This is a genomic window from Verrucomicrobiota bacterium (assembly GCA_016871675.1).
Classification (GTDB): Bacteria; Verrucomicrobiota; Verrucomicrobiia; order Limisphaerales; family VHCN01; genus VHCN01.
This window is the reverse complement of the sequence record VHCN01000075.1, coordinates 1-15601: the sequence shown is the minus strand read 5'-3', so window position 1 is coordinate 15601 and position 15601 is coordinate 1. Positions and strand designations below refer to the sequence as shown.

Annotated in this window: 13 protein-coding genes, 1 tRNA gene and 1 pseudogene; 9 read left to right on the top strand and 6 right to left on the bottom strand. The window is 65.4% G+C overall.

Annotation, left to right across the window (positions count from 1 at the left end; translation table 11 throughout):
- The first annotated feature begins 48 nt into the window (after positions 1-48).
- The 7 genes from FJ386_13175 (at position 49) to FJ386_13145 (ending at position 7491) form a co-directional block, all read left to right on the top strand.
- A tRNA-Ala gene (locus FJ386_13175) sits at positions 49-124 on the top strand.
- A gap of 115 nt (positions 125-239) precedes the next feature.
- On the top strand, positions 240-1553 hold the full coding sequence (locus tag FJ386_13170) for a DUF1552 domain-containing protein (GenBank protein ID MBM3877644.1): 1314 nt from the start codon (positions 240-242) through the stop codon (positions 1551-1553).
- A gap of 125 nt (positions 1554-1678) precedes the next feature.
- Complete coding sequence (locus FJ386_13165) at positions 1679-2674, top strand: asparaginase (protein ID MBM3877643.1); 996 nt, start codon at positions 1679-1681, stop codon at positions 2672-2674.
- Between the two features lie 136 nt (positions 2675-2810).
- A complete protein-coding gene (locus tag FJ386_13160; GenBank protein MBM3877642.1) occupies positions 2811-3110 on the top strand; it encodes a DUF350 domain-containing protein in 300 nt (99 codons plus the stop codon).
- A 58-nt stretch (positions 3111-3168) separates the two neighbouring features.
- Complete coding sequence (locus FJ386_13155) at positions 3169-3717, top strand: hypothetical protein (GenBank protein ID MBM3877641.1); 549 nt, start codon at positions 3169-3171, stop codon at positions 3715-3717.
- Positions 3717-4835 (top strand): glutathionylspermidine synthase family protein, encoded by a 1119-nt coding sequence (locus FJ386_13150; protein ID MBM3877640.1) that lies wholly within the window; start codon positions 3717-3719, stop codon positions 4833-4835. The genes FJ386_13155 and FJ386_13150 overlap by 1 nt, the downstream gene beginning before the upstream one ends.
- A 67-nt stretch (positions 4836-4902) precedes the next feature.
- Positions 4903-7491 carry a c-type cytochrome gene (locus tag FJ386_13145; GenBank protein ID MBM3877639.1) on the top strand — a complete coding sequence of 863 codons (2589 nt, stop codon included), beginning with the start codon at positions 4903-4905 and terminating at the stop codon, positions 7489-7491.
- 169 nt (positions 7492-7660) lie between these two features.
- Here FJ386_13145 and FJ386_13140 read toward each other — a convergent pair.
- From FJ386_13140 to ruvC, 3 genes and pseudogenes are all read right to left on the bottom strand, one after another.
- Positions 7661-7981, bottom strand: a pseudogene (locus FJ386_13140) (hypothetical protein).
- 855 nt (positions 7982-8836) lie between these two features.
- Entirely contained in the window at positions 8837-9190 is a 354-nt protein-coding gene (locus FJ386_13135; protein MBM3877638.1) for a hypothetical protein, read from the bottom strand.
- Between the two features lie 66 nt (positions 9191-9256).
- On the bottom strand, positions 9257-9928 hold the full coding sequence (gene ruvC / locus FJ386_13130) for a crossover junction endodeoxyribonuclease RuvC (GenBank protein ID MBM3877637.1): 672 nt from the start codon (positions 9926-9928) through the stop codon (positions 9257-9259).
- Positions 9929-9994: 66 nt separating this feature from the next.
- On the opposite strand from ruvC, the gene FJ386_13125 reads away from it, so the two are divergent.
- Positions 9995-10987, top strand: a complete 993-nt coding sequence (locus FJ386_13125) for an MBL fold metallo-hydrolase (protein MBM3877636.1) — start codon at positions 9995-9997, stop codon at positions 10985-10987.
- A 26-nt stretch (positions 10988-11013) separates the two neighbouring features.
- Here the strand turns inward: FJ386_13125 and FJ386_13120 are convergent, their stop codons facing one another.
- Positions 11014-11952 (bottom strand): hypothetical protein, encoded by a 939-nt coding sequence (locus FJ386_13120; GenBank protein MBM3877635.1) that lies wholly within the window; start codon positions 11950-11952, stop codon positions 11014-11016.
- 105 nt (positions 11953-12057) lie between these two features.
- Positions 12058-12843 carry a lytic transglycosylase domain-containing protein gene (locus FJ386_13115; protein MBM3877634.1) on the bottom strand — a complete coding sequence of 262 codons (786 nt, stop codon included), beginning with the start codon at positions 12841-12843 and terminating at the stop codon, positions 12058-12060.
- On the opposite strand from FJ386_13115, the gene priA reads away from it, so the two are divergent.
- Positions 12842-15292 (top strand): primosomal protein N', encoded by a 2451-nt coding sequence (gene priA / locus FJ386_13110; protein ID MBM3877633.1) that lies wholly within the window; start codon positions 12842-12844, stop codon positions 15290-15292. The two genes, FJ386_13115 and priA, sit on opposite strands and share 2 nt — an antisense overlap.
- A 9-nt stretch (positions 15293-15301) precedes the next feature.
- On the opposite strand, the gene FJ386_13105 is transcribed toward priA, so the two are convergent.
- Positions 15302-15601, bottom strand: a 300-nt coding sequence (locus FJ386_13105) for a hypothetical protein (protein ID MBM3877632.1), incomplete at its 5' end; no start/stop codon positions are given.

The following is a 15601-nucleotide window of genomic DNA, read 5'->3' as shown; positions in this document are numbered from 1 at the left end:
TGTTTGCCCGTGGTTGATTCTTTGTGAGCAGCTTTGGGTAAACTGGATGGGGTCGTAGCTCAGTTGGTAGAGCGTCTCGTTCGCAATGAGAAGGTCGCAGGTTCGATCCCTGTCGGCTCCACCATCCTCCCTCCACTTCGCCCCGCGCTGAACCCTCCGCGAATCGCCGCGACACGCTTGCCGCCCTGAATTTCCGCCTTGTGCGCAGTGTTCAAAAGACCGACAACGGTGTCGAAATCATGAACGCTTTCCACCGTCGGCAGTTCATCCAAAGCGTGGGTCTCTCCGCGGCGTCACTGCCGTTCATCGTTGGCCTGCCGAGCCTCGGACTGTCGGCGCCCGCGCGCCCGCGCCAGCGGCTCATCGTGATGTTCAGCCCGAACGGGACGATTCCGCCGAATTACTGGCCGGACGAGGAGGGGCGCGACTTTCAGTTGAAAGAGATCATGACGCCGCTGGCGGAGTTCAAGGACCGGATGCTCATCCTGCGCGGGCTCTCGAACAAGGTGCGCGGCGACGGTGACGGCCATATGCGCGGCATGAGCTGCCTGCTCACGGCCATCGAGCTTTTCCCCGGGAACATTCAAGGCGGCTCGCACACGCCCGCGGGCTGGGCAAGCGGCATTTCAATCGATCAGGAAATCCGCAATTTCTTTCAGAGCAAGGACGACACTCGCACGCGCTTCGGCTCGCTCGAGTTCGGCGTGGGAGTCACGGATCGAGCGGATCCCTGGACGCGCATGAGCTACGCCGGGCCGAACAAGCCTGTCGCTCCGATCTCGGACCCGTATCAAATGTATCAAAAGCTCTACGGGCAGATGAAGGACAAGGCGAATCTCCAAAGCGTGCTCGACACGGTGCGCGCCGACCTCGTCAAGGTCCGCAAACTCATCAGTCCCGAAGATCGCCGGCTGCTCGAGGAGCACGAGGCACTGGTGCGCCAGATGGAGCAGGAGCTCAAGGACGGCGCCACGCAGAAACTGCGCGTGGCGCCACCCACGTTCGAGGAGGGCGTTGCCGACGCCAACGACAACCTGCCCCGCCTGAGTCGCATGCAAATCGACCTGCTCGTGAACAGCTTCGTCAACGACATGGCCCGGGTGGCCACGTTGCAATTCACCAAGTCCGTCGGCAGCGCGCGCATGAACTGGCTCGACATCAAGGACGGCCACCACGGTCTCTCGCACGAGCCGGACAGCAACACGGCCGCGTTCACGAAGCTCACGAAGATCAACCAGTGGTTCGCCGGCGAACTCGCCTACCTCGCGCAAAAGCTCGCCGGCACCCCCGAGCCCGGAGGTGAAGGCTCGATGCTCGACCACACGCTCATCGTCTGGACGAACGAGCTCGGCAAGGGCAATTCGCACACGCTCAACAACATTCCGTTCCTCCTGCTCGGCGGCGGATTCGGATTTGAGATGGGCCGCTCGCTCAAGTTCGACAACGTCGCGCACAACCGCCTGCACATCGCCCTCGCCCATGCGGTCGGCCACCGCATCGAGACGTTTGGCAAGCCGTCGCTCTGCGAAGGCGGGCCGCTCAAGCTGAGCTGACCGAACGCCGACGATGTCCCGTCCAAGCCAGGGCCTGCCTTCACGCAGAGCTTCCGCGACCAATTCCACCTGATCGAGGCTGGTGCAGCTTGGCTCGTCCACGCGAGTTCCACGCAAACATCCCCATGCCCATCCACAACCATCCTTGCGTCTCGGTGGTTTTCACGGGCGGCACGATCTCGATGCGCTTCGACCCGGCGGCGGGCGGCGCCGTTCCCGCGATGTCGGGCGCGGAAATCCTCGCGCGAGTCCCCGGGCTCGACTCGATTGCGCGAGTCTCGGCCTTGGACTTCGCGCGGTTGCCCGGGCCGCACATGACTCCCGCGCTCATGTTGGAACTGGCGCGCGTGGTTCGGCAGCGACTCGACGAGGTGACTTGCTGCGGGGTTGTTGTCACGCACGGCACGGACACGCTCGAAGAGACGGCCTACCTGCTCGACCTCGTGCTTGCATCCGACAAGCCGGTCGTGTTTGCCGGCGCGATGCGGCACAGCTCCGAGGACGGGTGGGATGGCCCGGCGAACCTGCTGTCCGCCGTGCGCGTTGCTGCAAGCTCCGAAGCGCGCGGACTCGGTGTGCTCGTCTGCCTGAACGAACTTATCCTCGTAGCGAACGACGCTACGAAGACGCACACGGTTGCGCTCGACACGTTTCAGGGACGTGATTCGGGCCCGCTCGGGAGGGTCGGGTCCGACGGCATTGTGATGCAACGCCGACGGGTCCGCCGCGAACACATCGCGCCGGAGCGCATTGAGGAGCGCGTCGAGATCGTGAAGCTGGCGGCGGGCAGCGATGGACGGTTGATCCGCCGGGCGTTGGAGGAGGGATGCCGTGGCCTTGTGATCGAGGGGCTCGGATGCGGCAACGTTCCGCTGCCGGCACTGGGCGAAGTCCTGCGCGCAGTCGATGGCGGAATCCCTGTTGTCATCACATCCCGATGCCATCGCGGCCCGATTGCCGAGACGTATGCCTACGAGGGTGCGGCGCGGAAGTTGCGGGAGGCCGGCGCGATCCTTGGCGGTTCCGTGCCGAGCCACAAGGCGCGCATCAAGTTGATGCTACTGCTCGGGGCGGGCGGGGGATTGGAGCGTATCCGCGTCTCGTTCAACCCGGCGGGTTGAACGCGCGGGTGCGCGCCGCGTCTGCCGTGAATTCTCGTTGCCAGCGCCGGGCCGGGTTCCTAAGTTTGACTCAAGAATTCCCGATGAAGCGCAAATCGCGTCACGGGAAGATTCATCAACACGACCCATCCATCCCATGAAGAACGGACTTCTCACTCGCGGCGCGGCGATGCTTGCAGCGTTGATTTTTGCCACGCCCGCGCATGCCGCCACAGACGACTGGGCTGCCAAGAGCCTCGGCGAGGCGCTCGGACACATGGCGCTCTTCGCCGTGATCGGCATCGTCGTCGCCGTCGTCGGCTACAAGGTTTTCGACAAGTGCACGCCGGGCGATCTGCACAAGGAGATCATCGAGAACAAAAACACCGCCGCTGCGATCATCGGCGCCGCCGTCATCATCGGCGTGTGCCTCATCGTGGCCGCGGCGATGTCCTGATACAAACGCGCCGCCATCGCATCATGGCGGCCGCGGCGCGCGCGACAAAGTCCGCGCCGTGATCGTGAAGCAGGATGCATCGCGCCGCCGCGGGTGGTTCGACCCGGCGGGTTGGTTCGGCACCGGCCCCGTGAAGAAGTCCAAGCACATCAGCCTCGTCCTCTCCGGCGCGCTCGCTACGGGCGCGGGCTTGAGCGAGGCGTGTCACCGGCGGCCGCCGCCGCCGCCGCCGCCGCCCGTGAGCCTCGTGGACAAGGACTGGCAGGCGCCGCCTGAGTTGTCCGAGACCCAGTCTTACACGAACAACCACTACACGCCCGGCGTGGGCTACTATCACGCGCCGTTTCAGTCGTGGTATCCGTATCCCTACAATTTCTTCGCGCCGGGCTGGGGCTACTATCACGGAGGTCGCTGGTCGCAGCAGCCGAACGACAGCACGATGCGGGAGTCGCGTCCGACTGCGGCCGGCACTTCGGGCGCGCGCTCGATGTGGCTCAACAACAGCCGAACCCGCAGCAGCTCGGGCGGCAGTTCCACGTCGACGTCGCGGAGCAGTTCCACCTCGCGCGGCGGGTTCGGGAGCAGTTCGCGCAGCACGGCAAGCTGATGCAACGCCACACCATCACGCCGCGCATCCGATGGAAGGCCAAGGTCGAGGAAGTCGGCCTCACCTATCACACGCACGAAGGAGGGCCGTATTGGGACGAGTCCGGCTACTACGAGCTTTCGAGCGCGGAGGTGGACACGCTCGAAGCCGCCGCGAACTCCGTTCACAAACTCTGCATCGAAGCCGCCACGTTCGTGATCGAGAACAACGGCTGGGCGCGCCTCGGCCTTCCCGACGCCGCCGTGCCGACCATCTTGAAATCGTGGGAGCGCGATGACTTCAGCCTCTACGGGCGGTTCGACTTCGCCTTCGACGGCACGCAACCGCCGAAGCTTCTCGAATACAACGCCGACACGCCCACCGCGCTCGTCGAGGCGAGTGTCGCGCAGTGGTTCTGGTTGCAGGACTGCTTCAAGATCGCCGACCAGTTTAATTCCATCCACGAACGGCTCATCGAGGCGTGGAAGCGGCAGGCCGGCAGGCGCGTCCACTTCGCGAGCATCAAGGACTTCCCCGAGGACGAGCAGACCGTCGTGTATCTGCAGGACACCGCGCACCAGGCGGGGCTCAAGACAAAGTTCGTGCACATCGAGGACCTCGGCTGGGATTCGAAACTCGAGTGCTTCACGGACATGGACGACGAGAAGGTGGAGACGTGCTTCAAGCTCTACCCGTGGGAATGGATGTGGCACGAGGAATTCGGCGAGCACCTGTCCGCGGAGTCCGTGCATTTCATCGAGCCCGCGTGGAAAATGCTCCTCAGCAACAAGGGCCTGCTGGCCGTGCTGTGGGAACTTTTTCCGGGACACGAAAATCTGCTGCCGTGCTTCGAGACGCCGAACGCGCTCGGCGGGGACTTCGTGAAGAAGCCCAGGCTCGCGCGAGAAGGCCACAACGTCACCTACGTCGAGCGCGGCACGACCGTCGAGGAAACGGGAGGCGACTACGGCGAGGAAGGCCACGTGTATCAGGCGCTCGCGCCGTTCCCCGACTTCAACGGCAACCGCCCCGTGATGGGCGTGTGGGTGATTGACCACGAAGCCGGCGGGTTGGGAATCCGCGAGGACAAACGCCGGATCATCGGCAACTTTAGCCGCTTCGTGCCGCATTTGTTCTAGCGCCGTCGCGCGGCATGATCAGGGTTGCGCGGCGCGGCGGGCTCTTGTTCTACTGACGCCGCTTCGCATGAACTCCCGACTCATCCACTTCGCCGCCGCGCTCGCATTGTTCGCGTGCACCGCCGCCGCGCCCACACAGGACGCCAAGTCCAAGAAGGGCAAGGGCCGCCCCGGCGTGCAGGGCGAGGCCAAGGCCGCCGCCGCCAACCCCATCCCCTTCGCCGTGCCGCCCGCCGCCACCGCGCCGGAGAAGCTGAAGGTCGCGAAAGACTTCAAGATCGAGCTGCTTTACTCGATTCCCAAGGAGACCGAAGGCTCGTGGGTCGCGATGTGCGTGGATGACAAGGGCCGGCTCATCGTGTCGGACCAATACGGCCCGCTCTACCGCGTCACGCCGCCCGCGCTCGGTCAGTCCGCGCCGGTGAAGGTCGAGAAAATCCCCGTGGACATGGGCGCCGCGCAGGGGTTGCTCCACGCGTTCAATTCACTCTACGTGGTGGTGAACGACAACAAGCACGGCGGGCGCGGCCTCTACCGCCTGCGCGACACCAACGGCGACGACATGTTCGACAGCGTCGAGCGGCTCAAGAAGTTCGAGGAGTCCGGCGGCGAGCACGGGCCGCACGCGGTCATCCTCGGGCCGGACGGCAATTCGCTGCGCGTCATCTGCGGCAACCAGACCAAGCTGCCCGACCATGACATCACGCGCGTGCCGCCGTTCTGGGGCGAGGACGAGCTGACGCCGCGCCTGATGGGCCGGGGCTTCATGCGCGGCACGGTCGCGCCGCGCGGGTGGATCGCGAAGACGGACCCGGACGGCAAGTCGTGGGAAATCCTCACCACCGGCCTGCGCAACGAATACGACGCGGCCTTCAACCGGCAGGGCGAGCTGTTCACCTACGACGCGGACATGGAATGGGATTTCAACACGCCGTGGTATCGGCCCACGCGCGTCTGCCACGTCGTCAGCGGCGCGGAATGGGGCTGGCGCACCGGCTCGGCCAAATACATGCCGTGGCACGCGGACAACCTGCCGCCCGTCGTGGACATCGGCCCCGGCTCGCCTACCGGCGTGGTCTTCGGCTACGGCGCGAAGTTCCCGGCGAAGTATCAGGACGCGTTCTTCATCTGCGACTGGAGCTACGGCAAGCTCTACGCCGTCCACCTCAAGCCCAGCGGCTCGACCTACTCGGCGAGCGTTGAAGAGTTCATCACCGGCCAGCCCTTCCCGCTGACCGACCTCGTCATCAACCCGAAGGACCAGGCGATGTATGTAACCGTGGGCGGCCGTCGCGTGCAGGGCGGCCTCTATCGCGTGACCTACACGGGCAAGGAATCCACCGCGCCGTCGAAACCGGACAACACCGGCTCCGACGCCCGCGCGCTGCGGCACAAGCTCGAAGCCTTCCATGGCGTGAAGGACCCGAAGGCGGTTGACGCCGCGTGGCCGCACCTCGGGCACGCCGACCGCTTCATCCGCACCGCCGCGCGCACCGCGCTGGAGCATCAGGACGCGAAGCTCTGGACCGAAAAGGCGCTCGCGGGAAAGCCGTCCGAAGCCGGCCTGTCCGCGCTGCTCGCACTCGTGCGAGTAGGCGACAAGTCGCTCCAGCCGCGCATCGCTGACGCGCTGGGCCGTTACGACTGGGCGAAGCTCACCGACCAGCAGCGCATTGACTGGCTGCGCCTGCACACGCGGCTCTTCACCCGCATGGGCGACGGCAGCGAAGCCTTCCGCAAGCAAATCACCGCGCGCCTCGACGCGTTGTATCCGGCGAAGCACATCCACCAGAACGCCATCCTCGCGGAGCTGTTGTGCTGGCTGCAATCGCCCACGGCCGTGGCCAAGACCGTCGGCCTGCTCAACACCGCGCCGACGCAGGAAGAGCAGATTTCCTACGCGATGTATCTGCGCGTGTGCAAAACCGGCTGGACCCCCGCGCACCGCGAGACCTACTTCAAATGGCTTTACCACAAATCCATCGCCATGCGCGGCGGCGCGAACTTCACCATGTTCATGGACGACGTGCGCAAAGACGCCCTCGCCGCCGTCGCCGAACCCGACCAGGCCGCCGTGCTCGCCATCGTGAAATCCGCGCCCGCGAAACGCTCGCCGCTCGAACTGATGGCCGAAGCCTTCGCCGGCCGCAGCATGGTGAAGGAGTGGAAGGTCGCCGACCTCGCGCCACTGCTCGACAAGGGCATGGCGAAGCGGAACTTCGAGTCCGGCCGCAAGATGTTCGGCGCGGCGGCGTGCTTCGCCTGCCACCGCTTCGGCAACGAAGGCGGCGCGATGGGCCCCGACCTGACGAGCGCCGCCGGCAAATACAGCGCGCGCGACCTGCTGGAACACATCCTCGAACCGAGCAAGGAAGTCAGCGACCAATACGCGCCCGTGGTCTTCAAGCTGAACGACGGCACCATGGTCACGGGCCGCATCATCAACCTTGCCGGCGACACCTACCGCGTGAACTCGAACATGTTCGACCCCGACGAACTCGTCGGCGTGGACGCGCGCAAGGTGTTGAGCATCGAGCCCTCGAAGATTTCGCTCATGCCGGAAGGACTGTTGAACATGCTCAAGCCCGACGAAGTGCTCGACCTGCTGGCGTATCTCCTCAGCGCCGGCGACGCGAAGCACCGGATGTTTCGGTAGTCCGCAGGCGATCGCAATGGCTGGAACAGTCGGCTTCCTTCTTGCCCATCCACCTGCACACTTTCAACTTCTAGCGTCGCCACGCCGCTCAAACCCCTTGCTCCGAACTTCTTGACTCCGCATAACGGCAGACAACCGTTAGAGAATCAACATGAAGGCGGAACAGTCTTCATCTCGAAGGGAAAACGTAAATGGGTTTGGGAGAGTAGGGGTTGCCAGCACCGTAGGGATTCTTGATACTGTCTGGTGAATAAGGGCTGCCGTATCTGCCATAAGGGTTCGATGTCGAATCCGGGTCGTATGGGTTGGTGCTCAACTTGCCACGATAATTGCCCTGACTGTCGTAAAGTTTAGGAGCATCGGTCGCGTAGGGATTCTGCCAAGACTTGTTGCTGTATGGACTGCCATACTGGCTGTAAGGATTCATCAGACCGTCGGCCTTGTAGGGGTTGCCAGCCCCGTATGGATTGGCGAGTGAGTTCGGGTCGTAGCGATTGACGCCAGACGGTCGCACCGGATTGGGACGCGCCTCCACGAGCGGCGTAACTCCACCGGGGTAGCCCGAGGTTGTATCGGCGGCTCCGTAGTAACCGCTCGCCGGGTATCCAGTCGGGTAGGCGACGGCGCTCCTTCCTTGACTCTCGACCTTTACTCCCGGTTGCGAGTAGTCACGGACGGTCGAGCCAGGCAATGTCGGATACACGCTCGTTGTCCGTCCATCGCTTTCGAGGCGAGCGCCGGGGCGTGAGTAGTCGCGGAGGGAAGTGCCCGGAAAGGTCGGGTAGGCTACAGCGCTCCTTCCATGAGTCTCAACTTTTACTCCCGGTTGTGAGTAGTCCCGAATGGTCGTGCCAGGCAATGTCGGATACACGGTCGTTGTCTGGCCATCTGTGTCGAGGCGAGCTCCAGGGCGTGAGTAGTCGCGAATGCTCGTGCCCGGCAGGGTAGGATACACGACGACGCTCCTGCCCTGAGTCTCGACCTTCATTCCAGGTTGCGAGTAATCCCGGATCGTAGTTCCCGGTATCGTCGGGTAAATAGTTGTGGTCTGTGCGCGCCCCCACTGCGTGCCAGTGGTCAGCGTGCAAACTACTGCGACAATGAGTTTTTTCATTTTCGTGTCCTTCGTTTGCTTTTTTTCACGATCCTACAAACGTGTGCGGCGTTGATGCTCCGAACAGTTTGATGAGCGATAGGAGGAGTATTAGGCGGTCACTCGATTCTTGTCGAGTGGATTGTTGCCGCACGCCAAGTGCACGGGTGCACCTCTAGGAATAACCCGTCCCGCTCCCGAAATGGCTTGTCGCCGTGGCGGCGAGGTGTTCCAGAAATACGGACAGTTTCTTCAGCCGGACGCGACGCTTGGAGCGGGCGACTCTGCGACGGGGGCGGGTTCGGGTGACGGCGCCGGTGCCGGTGTGGGTGCGGGCGTTGATTCCACCGAGGGCGGCGGTGGAGCGTCCATGGCGGCAGCCGACCCGTGGTGCACGTGATACATCGGATTCGCGGGATTGGTGAAGCTGTCATCCAACATTGGCGGAACCACGCCCAGCCCGCCGATGCGTGGCGGCACGGATCGGTTCTGTCCACGGGAACTTCGCATCAGCGCAATCACGACGAGGACGAACACGGCGATTCCGAAGGTCATGACGAGCCCGATGACGATCAGCCAGACCGCGGGGAATCCGGTAGTCGTCATGTGCACGGCTCCTTACACGTTGCCGGCGGAAAAGTTGCCTGGGTTTTCTGCGGTCCGGGATGCGAGTCAGACGCGCTTCGGACCGGTCAGACTGAACCTGCCGTGTGACTGCGCGTGCGTGAGCGCGAGGGCGAGCGCGTCCGCGGCATCGGGCGCGGGCAACTCCGCGAGACGCAACATCCGCTGCACCATCTTGGCCACCGCGAGTTTCTGAGCCGCGCCGTAGCCGACGATGGCCTGCTTCACCTTGCGCGGCGCGACCTCGTAGATTTCCAGTCCCGCCTCGGCCACCGCCACGAGCGCCGCGCCGCGCGCCTCGCCCATGATGAGCGCGGTTTGGAGGTTTTGCGCGAAGAACAGTCCCTCGACCACGCACACCGTCGGCTTGTGCGCACGCACCACGTCGCGCAGCGTCGCGGCGATTTTCACGAGGCAGCGCGAAAGCTCCCAACCCGCGGGACAGGCGATGGTCCCGTGAGCGAGCGTTTGAGGGAAGGGCCTCGCGAGTCGAATCACGCCGTAGCCCGTCGCGCGCAGCGACGGGTCCACGCCGAGGAAGATTTGGTGCGCCGCCGCGGGCGAACCGAGGTGGCTGCCGGAAACGGGTGTCGCGCTTCGCTTGGCCGCCCCGCTCACGCGCGCCTGCATCCGCTCGAATTGTCGCGCTGAAATGCCCACGGCGCGGGATGCTCGCAGAAACTCCGCAGGGCGCCAAAGCCCTTTTCCGCGGCTCGACATTCCAATGTCGAGCCCGCAACTCTCGCGGCCGGGAGTCTCGACATTGGATTGTCAAGCGACGCCACCATGCCGCTTCAAATCGAATTGACCCGCGACGGGCTTTACGTGCCGCGCCTCGCGCTCTGGCTGGACCCGCGTCGCTCGCGGCGCGGGGCGGAGCGGGTGGTGGTCACCCACGCGCACAGCGACCACATCGGCTCGCATGGCGAGGTCATTCTCACCGAGGCCACGGCGCATCTCATGCGCGCGCGGGTCGCCGGCAGACGCACCGAGCACCGGCTCAAGTTTGGCGAAGCCGCCGAGTTTCGAGGGCCGAGCGATTTCTACCGGGTCACGCTCGTGCCCGCCGGCCACATCTTCGGCAGCGCGATGTCATTGGTGGAGTCGGACGGCTCGTCGCTGCTTTACACCGGCGACTTCAAGCTGCGGCGCGGGCTCAGCGCCGAGCCGTGCGAGCCGCGACGCGCCGACACGCTCATCATGGAGACGACGTTTGGGCTGCCGTGGCATCGGTTCCCGCCTGTGGAGCAAGTGTGGGCGGACATCGTGGGCTTCTGCCGCGCGGCACTCGCGGAGGGCGTCACGCCCGTGTTGCTCGCTTACTCGCTCGGCAAGGCGCAGGAACTTCTGCTCGGGCTCGCCGCCGCCGGACTTCCGGTGATGCTCCAGCAGGACGCCGCGAAGCTCACGCGCATCTGCGGCCGTTGCGGGCTTGCGGTGCCGCCGCACGAGACGTTCGCCGTGGAGTCCGCGCGCGGCAAGGTGGTCGTCTTTCCACCCACGGCGAAGATTCCGGATGGCCTTGCGCCGAGACGCACGGCGGTGGTGACGGGTTGGGCGCTCGATCCGGGAGCCCGGTTTCGGTTCAAGACGGATGCGGCGTTCCCGCTGAGCGACCATGCGGACTTCGGCGAGCTTCTGGAATTGGCCGAGCGCGTGAGGCCGAAGCGCGTGCTGACCGTGCATGGTTACGCGAAGGAGTTCGCGGCGACGTTGCGTGAACGGGGCGTGGATGCGCGCGCCATCGGGCAGGAGGAACAGTTGGGGCTGCCGATTTAGACCCAGGGGCGACCGTTCAACCGGGACTATTGGGGAGCAGCGGCTTTCTTCGCGGCTTTCGTCGGCGGGGCGGGCGCGGGCTTCTTGTCGAGGTTTTTGTTCAGGTCGGCCTCGGCGAGGTCCACCGACACGCCGGCTTTCGGCACATCGCGGTGCGCGGTCCAAAGAATGCCGTTGAGCACGAGGGTGCGCTGGCTCGGGTAACTCCAACTCTTGTGGAGGTCCGCGCCTGTGAAGCCGAAGCCGCGGCCGCCGCCGGGCCGCTGGTGCGCCCAGGCGATGACTTCGTCGCGGCCGATGTGAGTCTTCGCGTCCGCGGTGGTGCGCGATTTCTCCGGCACCTGTCCGGCGATCAGGGGCACGGAACCGCTCTTCGCGAAGTGCAGGTTGTAGAGCCAGCCGTCCGCAGGCGCGGCGAAGGGTTTCACGCCGCGCAGCACGGGATGGTCGCCGACGGGCTTCAAGTCCATGTCCCAGTGTCCCCGGCAGCCGATGTCGCTGCGAAAGACGCCACCGAGCCAGTCCTTCACCGTGTCGCCGTCCGGCCCCTTCGGGAAATCGACCGCCTGATGCAGCAGCACGAGGCCCGCGCCCGAGTCGAGCAACGACGTGAGCTTTGCCCAGCGCGCGGGTTCGACGAACGGTTGCTTGCCGCCGCCGTCGCCGAAATAGACAACGGATTTCGCGCCTTCGAGGAGCTTCTCATTCTTCGGCCAGTCTCGCGCCATGATGGGCCAGACGCCGGGCTGTTGTTTGAGCCAGCCCTGCAACAACGCGCAGCCGGCGAAGTATTCGTGCGCCATCGTCTTGCTGCTCGGGCCGCCGGCGAGGAGGATGATTTTGGCGAGCTTCGCGTCCGGCGCATCGACTTCGAGCGGAACCTGCGACTGGTCAAACGGATCAGCGGCGCTCAGAGGACCGGCGGCAAGCGCAAGGAGGACGGCAAGGCGAAGCAACGGTTTCATGCGCACATTTAGCGGCGGCGCGCGCGCGGTGGCGAGGGGAATGTGCGCGGCTGAGGATGAGGTTCAGGATCCCGGCCTGTGATGCTTGAGCGCGGCTCCGCCTCCTCATCGCTCCTGCGCCATCTCCCGGCGGAACCGCTCACGTTCCGAAAGGACCGACTCGATGTACCGGCGCGTGCCGGGGAAGGTCATCTGCGAAAGAAACGACGAGCTGTTTGTCGCCGCCGGGCCTTGCAGCCACTTGAGCACGTTGCCGCGGCCCGCGTTGTAGTCTGCGAGTGCGTAGGCGGTGGGGTTGTCGGTCGCGGGATAACGCTTGAGCGCGTGCGCGAGATACCATGCGCCCACGAAAGTGTTTGTGCGGGGATCGAGGACGTGCTTGTGCATGAAGCCGGGCACGCGCTCGGCCGCGGCCCATTCGCCGGCAGAGGCGGGCATGAGTTGCATCAGCCCCAACTCGCCGGCGCGTCCGCGCGCGCGGGCGTCGAACGCGCTCTCGCGCCACACGACGGCCTTTACAAGCGCGGGCTCGATGTTGTAGCGCCTGGCCGCGGCAACAATCTCGCTGTCGTAACGGTGCTCGCGCCAGTGCCGCCACCAAAGCCAGCCCACGATCGCGTCCACTACAAGGATGGCGGCCATGAAGATGATCCAGCGGCGGTGCACGCCGTCTTTGTAGTGCGGCGCGGGCGGCGGGGGAAGTGTTGAGTGATCCGTGTTCAGATTGCCGCGGTCCGCAGCCGGGCAAGAAAGAGCGACTCCGGCGTCCGGACGCGTGCAGAGAGCCGCGCTCACGCGCGGGCCGTCTGGACTCTGCACACGGCACATTGCACACTCCTTCTGCGCCGCCGCTTGACTCGACCGCCTCTGCTCCCGACTCTTCGCGCACATGGTCGCCCGCGTTACGCTCGAGATCGCACTTCGCAAGGAGTTCGACTATGCGGTGCCGCCGGAACTCGAGGGGCGCGTCGAGGTTGGCACGCGCGTGAAGGTGCCGTTCGGCCCCAGGCAGGTGATGGGCTGCGTCACCGCACTCGCGGAGCAGTCCCCGCACACGAACCTGCGCTTCCTCATCGGCGTCGTCGGCCGGCAATCGCTCGTCACATCCAAGGTGCTGCGGCTTGCGCGCTGGATCGGCGGCTATTATTGCTGCGCGCCGGAGGTGGCGCTCAAGAGCGTGCTGCCCGAGGCCATCCGCCGCGAGAAGGAGGGCTGGCGCGAACGGCTGATCGTCCGGCTCGTGCCCCTGTTGGGTGAAGCGCCGAAGCTGACGAAGCGCCAGAAGGACATTTTGAACATCATCGAAGAACGGCGCGAATTGCTGCTGCAGGAACTGCTGCAAGCCGCCGACACGACCGCCGAAACCGTTCGCCGCCTCGAAGACCGGGGCCTTGTGGTGATCAGCCCGCACGTGAGCGAGCGCGACCCGTATGCGACGGAGATCATCAGCCGCACCGAGCCGCTGGAGTTGAACGCAGAACAGTCGGAGGCGCTGGCTGCGGTGCGTGCCGCGCTGGATCGAGGCGGCGGCGCGGGAGCGGGAACGCAGGAGCGTGAGGAAGCAGGCGTCGCCCCGGCGCCGTCTGGAATCTCGCTCTCCCGCTCTCCCGCTCTCCCGCCCGCGACGCATTCCACCTTCCTCCTCCACGGTGTCACCGGTTCGGGGAAGACAGAGGTTTACCTGCAAGCCATCGCACATTCGCTGTCGCTCGCGCGTGGGGCGATCGTGCTGGTGCCGGAGATTTCGCTCACGCCGCAGACGGTCGAGCGGTTCAAGGCGCGGTTTGGTCACGGGCCGCTGCAGACGCAGGTGGCGGTGCTGCACTCGCACCTGAGCGCGGGCGAGCGGCACGACGAGTGGCACAAGATCCGGCAGGGCCGGGCGCGCATCGTCATCGGCGCGCGCTCGGCGATCTTCGCGCCCGTCGAGCCGCTCGGGCTCATCATCGTGGACGAGGAGCACGAGCATTCCTACAAACAGGAGGAAACGCCACGATATCACGCGCGCGACGTCGCGGTTGTGCGCGGTCAAATGGAAGGCGCGGTCGTGGTGCTCGGCTCGGCGACGCCCTCGATGGAGAGCTTCTACAACGTGAAGCGCGGCAAATATGAACTGCTCGGACTGCCACACCGCGCCGACCACAAGAAGATGCCGCTCGTGCGCGTGGTGGACATGCGCCAGGTCGCGCGCAAGGAGAAGGGCGGCCCACCGATTTTCTCTCCCGAGTTGCGCGAGGGGATCCTGCAGCGACTGGAGAAGAAGGAGCAGGTGATGCTCTTTCTCAACCGCCGCGGCTACGCCACGTCGCTGCAATGCCCGCAGTGCGGCTACGTCGCCGAGTGCCCGAACTGCAGCGTCTCGCTCACTTACCATCGGCGCGCGCAAGAACTCCTCTGCCACATCTGCGCGTTCAAGTCGCCAGCACCGGCCGTGTGCCCCGTGGCGAAATGCCGCAGCCCGGCCGTCCGCTATTCGGGCCTCGGCACGGAGCGTGTCGAGGAGGCGCTGGCGAAGCTCTTCCCGCGCGCGCGAGTGCAGCGGATGGACTCCGACCTGATGAGGCGCAAGGACGATTACCGCCGCGTGCTCGGTGACTTCAAGACCGGCAGGATCGACATACTCGTCGGCACGCAGATGATCGCGAAGGGGCTGCACTTCGAAAACGTCACGCTCGTCGGCGTCATCCACGCGGACCTCTCGCTGCACATCCCGGACTTTCGCGCGGGCGAGCGGACGTTTCAGTTGCTCACGCAGGTCGCGGGCCGCGCGGGCCGCGGCGACGTGGAGGGCGAAGTCTTCGTGCAGAGCTTCACGCCGTTTCATCCGGCGATTCAGTATGCCCGCCGGCACGACTTCAACGGCTTCTACGACCAGGAAATCGAGTATCGCGAGCAGCTCAGGTATCCGCCCGCAACGCGCGTGGCGCTGCTGACGCTGCGCGGGCGGAACGAGGAGAAGGTGAAGCGGAGCGCGGACCACGTGGCGGAGGAACTCGCGACCCTGGCGAAGTCTGGCGCGGGCGAAGGTGGGAAAGCGGGCGAGCGGGAAGAGGAGGGGGGCGGGTTCGAGTTGCCGCTGTCGACAGGCGCGGACATCCAGCTTCCGCGCTCGCCCACCCTCCGGCCTGCGATGGCCGCGAAACCATTTCGCGACTTCCTCGTGTCCGGTCCAGCACCCGCGCCGTTGCTGCGGGCGGACTCGTTCTATCGCTACCAGCTCCTGCTGCGGACACGTCAGATGAGCCGGTTGAGCCGGTTGCTCGCGGCGCTGATGGAATCACTGTCGCTTCCCGAAGACGTAAACCTGGCGGTGGATGTGGACCCGGTGAACTTGTCGTGAGGGGGCCGGCTAGGGCAGCGGCATCGGCGGCAGCTTGAGCCGCGCGCGGATGCCTTCAATCATTGCCTTGTCAGCGGGGGAGAGCTTTGCGTTCTGGACTTCCTTCATCACCGCGGCCTTCGCGGCTGCGTTGCCGGTGCTGTGCTGGTAAAGCCAGCCCTCCATGATTTCCTGCTTTTCGCCGGGCGCCTTGAGCGACCACCAGTTGCCCTGTTTCGGTTCGGCAGTCGCCGCGGTCTCAACCTGCGGCGCGGCGGGCGCAGCGACGGGCGCGGGCGCGACGGGTGCCGGCGCAGCGACGGGTGCCAG

Coding starts and splice junctions, on each gene's coding strand:
- FJ386_13170 (MBM3877644.1), top strand. CDS start 240: ATGAACGCTTTCCACCGTCGGCAGTTCATCCAAAGCGTGGGTCTCTCC.
- FJ386_13165 (MBM3877643.1), top strand. CDS start 1,679: ATGCCCATCCACAACCATCCTTGCGTCTCGGTGGTTTTCACGGGCGGC.
- FJ386_13160 (MBM3877642.1), top strand. CDS start 2,811: ATGAAGAACGGACTTCTCACTCGCGGCGCGGCGATGCTTGCAGCGTTG.
- FJ386_13150 (MBM3877640.1), top strand. CDS start 3,717: ATGCAACGCCACACCATCACGCCGCGCATCCGATGGAAGGCCAAGGTC.
- FJ386_13145 (MBM3877639.1), top strand. CDS start 4,903: ATGAACTCCCGACTCATCCACTTCGCCGCCGCGCTCGCATTGTTCGCG.
- FJ386_13135 (MBM3877638.1), bottom strand. CDS start 9,190: ATGACGACTACCGGATTCCCCGCGGTCTGGCTGATCGTCATCGGGCTC.
- ruvC (MBM3877637.1), bottom strand. CDS start 9,928: ATGTCGAGCCGCGGAAAAGGGCTTTGGCGCCCTGCGGAGTTTCTGCGA.
- FJ386_13125 (MBM3877636.1), top strand. CDS start 9,995: ATGCCGCTTCAAATCGAATTGACCCGCGACGGGCTTTACGTGCCGCGC.
- FJ386_13120 (MBM3877635.1), bottom strand. CDS start 11,952: ATGAAACCGTTGCTTCGCCTTGCCGTCCTCCTTGCGCTTGCCGCCGGT.
- priA (MBM3877633.1), top strand. CDS start 12,842: ATGGTCGCCCGCGTTACGCTCGAGATCGCACTTCGCAAGGAGTTCGAC.
- FJ386_13115 (MBM3877634.1), bottom strand. CDS start 12,843: ATGTGCGCGAAGAGTCGGGAGCAGAGGCGGTCGAGTCAAGCGGCGGCG.